5 protein-coding genes are annotated in these 2692 nt (G+C 56.8%); 4 read left to right on the forward strand and 1 reads right to left on the reverse strand.

Annotated elements, in window-relative coordinates:
- Together ACOCD2_RS16135 and ACOCD2_RS16140 are read left to right on the forward strand one after the other, a co-directional pair.
- Positions 1–292: hypothetical protein (locus ACOCD2_RS16135; RefSeq protein WP_419618771.1), on the forward strand; the 292-nt coding region annotated here is incomplete at its 5' end.
- On the forward strand, positions 271–1248 hold the full coding sequence (locus tag ACOCD2_RS16140; protein ID WP_293652669.1) for an FAD-dependent oxidoreductase: 978 nt from the start codon (positions 271–273) through the stop codon (positions 1246–1248). The genes ACOCD2_RS16135 and ACOCD2_RS16140, both read left to right, overlap by 22 nt.
- Here ACOCD2_RS16140 and ACOCD2_RS16145 read toward each other — a convergent pair.
- Positions 1208–1408: a hypothetical protein gene (locus tag ACOCD2_RS16145; protein ID WP_293885716.1), complete on the reverse strand. Its 201-nt coding sequence runs from the start codon at positions 1406–1408 to the stop codon at positions 1208–1210. The genes ACOCD2_RS16140 and ACOCD2_RS16145 overlap by 41 nt on opposite strands.
- 45 nt (positions 1409–1453) lie before the next feature.
- Here ACOCD2_RS16145 and ACOCD2_RS16150 point away from each other — a divergent pair, with 45 nt between their 5' ends.
- Together ACOCD2_RS16150 and ACOCD2_RS16155 are read left to right on the forward strand one after the other, a co-directional pair.
- Complete coding sequence (locus ACOCD2_RS16150; protein ID WP_293652671.1) at positions 1454–1993, forward strand: ferritin family protein; 540 nt, start codon at positions 1454–1456, stop codon at positions 1991–1993.
- 39 nt (positions 1994–2032) lie between these two features.
- On the forward strand, positions 2033–2692 hold a 660-nt coding region (locus ACOCD2_RS16155; protein WP_293652672.1), incomplete at its 3' end, for a phospholipase A.

Consider the following 2692-nt stretch of genomic DNA (forward strand, 5'->3'; position numbering starts at 1 on the left):
TCAAGCGTGTCTTCGGCCTCGTGATAGATTTTGGGACATCCCAGTCCCCAAAATCGACTCGGCCTTTGACAACCTATTTGTTCCCCAGCCGTCCTGGTCACCAAGCACTACGCAACAACTTCGCAAGCTCGTTGCTGCTCCGTACTTGGCTCCCAATGACTGGACGCCGCGTTCGGAGGCCTACGTTGTTTTCCCTCTGGCGCAAGGCACGCCGGGAAAACAGTGCGGCCTCGCGGCTACTGGGGTCTACCAGCCTTCGCTTCGCTCTCCATGGCTGGCAGCGACAGCGTGACCGTCTATGAAGCCCTGGCCGAAGCCGGTGGCATGACCCGCTATGGCATTCCCTATTACCGGTTGCCACCCGAAGCGTTGGACAACGACGTGGACGTGATCGTCTCCATGGGTGTGGAGATCCGCTACAACACCCGGGTAGGCAGCGATATCACCATGGAAGAACTGCAGCGGCAGCATGACGCGGTGTTGCTGGCCATCGGTCTGCAGATGGGGTGCTCCACCCGCATTCCCGGCAGTGATCATCCCCGGGTATTCCGCGCCGTGGATCTGCTGCGCATGGCAGGGGCGGGAGAAGATTTTGAAACGCCGCGCCAGGCCATCGTGATCGGTGGCGGCAACGTGGCCATGGATATCGCCCGCACCCTGGCGCGTTTGCAGAAGCAGCACTACCATGAGGTGAAGATAACCGTGCTGGCCATGGAGAGAGAGGCAGACTTTCTCGCCGATCCCGTGGAGATCAGGGAGGCCCGGGAAGAGGGCATCCATATCATCGATGCCAGGGGGCCGAGGGAAGTCATGGTCGAGAATGACGAGCTGACCGGGCTCAAAACCTGGCGGGTGAAAGCCATCTTCGATGAACAGGGCCGTTTTGCGCCCACTTACGATGAAGCGGATGAGCAGTTTCATCCCGGTGACATGGTGGTCGAGGCCATCGGCCAGATGGCGGATGTGTCCATACTGGGCGATGAACTCACCGAATCCCTGGAATGGAACCGGGGGCGTATCCAGATCGACAGGGATGGCCGGACGGCCGTGGACTGGCTCTGGGCGGCGGGCGACATGGTCACGGGTCCCGACGTTGTGCATGCGGTTGCCGACGGTCACCGTGTGGCAGCGTCCATAGACAGTCGCTGCCAGCCATGGAGAGCGAAGCGAAGGCTGGTAGACCCCAGTAGCCGCGAGGCCGCACTGCTTACCCGTCGTGCGCATAGCGCCAGAGGGGAAGCAAAGTAGGCATCCAAACGCGGCGTCCAGTCATTGGGAGGCAAGTACGGAGCAGCAACGAGCTTGCGAAGTTGTTGCGTAGTGCTTGGTGACCAGGACGTCTGGGGCACCAATAGGTTGTCAAAGGCCGAGTCGATTTTGGGGACTGGGATGTCCCAAAATCTTTCACGAGGCCGAAGACACGCTTGGTTATCCAGACAACAGAGAAACGGACATGAGTGAAATAGGCAAGAGTGGCAGGGAGCAACTGGAAGGCAAGAAGAGCATTGCCGAGATTCTCGATGTGGCCATTTCCTTCGAGAAGACAGCACGGGATTTCTACCGTGACCTGGCGCCGAAAGTGAGCAAAAATATCCGCTGGCTGGTGGAAGACCTGGCGATCGAGGAGCAGGGGCATTATGATCTGTTCAAATCGCTGAAAAGCCGCCCGGATATCGAAACGCACCTTTCCAGCGAAGTCGCCACACCTGCCAGTGACAGAAAATTTTCGGATGCGGTGCTGTTACCGGATCTGGGGGACAGTCCGGATGACCAGGAAGTCCTGCGCTATGCACTGTATCGTGAACACACCGCCATGGAACAGTACCAGTCGCTGGCGGAAACGGCGCCCGATGGCGCATTGCGGGACCTGTTTCGCTTTCTGGCCAAGGAAGAGACAGAGCACAAGAACGAGCTGGAAAAGCTGTACTACGAGGTTGTTCATTCCGGCGGAGTATCGGGGAACGGAACCCGCACCGTTTTGCCGGACCGATGAAACTTCCCTGTTTGGACTTTTCCTGATTGGATATCGAGTATGAAATACAAAAGTCTTATATTGCTGTTTATTGGTGGCTGCTGGATGCATCCTTCATTTGCCCAGGAGCTGGATGACTACCAACGTTGTCTGGTAGAGACGCTGGCTGACGCCGACAGTCGGATGGCTGTGGGAGATATACGTGAGGCATGCAGGGAAAAACACCCTGGAATGCCAGCTGAGAATGACCAGGCAGCTGCCAGCACTTCAGCCGTTGCCCGGCGGATGATCCAGGAAAAAATCACGGAAGACAAAGCCTTTGTTCTGACGCCTTATCGTCCCAACTATATCCTGCTGGCGGCTTACAACGCGGCTGGGGTCAATGAACAGCCTTTCCAGGAAGCTTTTCCGGACAAGAAACCGGATTTGAACGATACCGAAGTCAAGTTTCAGATCAGTTTCAAGTTTCCCATCGTCAAGAACCTGTTCGGTGACAATGGCGACCTCTATGCGGCCTATACCAACCGTTCTTTCTGGCAGGTGTACAACACGGATTCTGCTCCCTTTCGGGAAACCAATCACGAACCAGAAGCCTGGTTGAGGGTAACTACTCACCCCTATCAGCATAGAGCTGTCCCGAAAAGGCCATTTGAATGGCGACCAGCGGATTGTATCCCTGATTTGCCATGGTCTGCAGGTAACTGGAGATGCGGCAATAGG

The sequence above is a fragment of the Thiolapillus sp. genome, from assembly GCF_048562965.1.
Classification (GTDB): domain Bacteria; phylum Pseudomonadota; class Gammaproteobacteria; order Chromatiales; family Chromatiaceae; genus Thiolapillus; species Thiolapillus brandeum_A.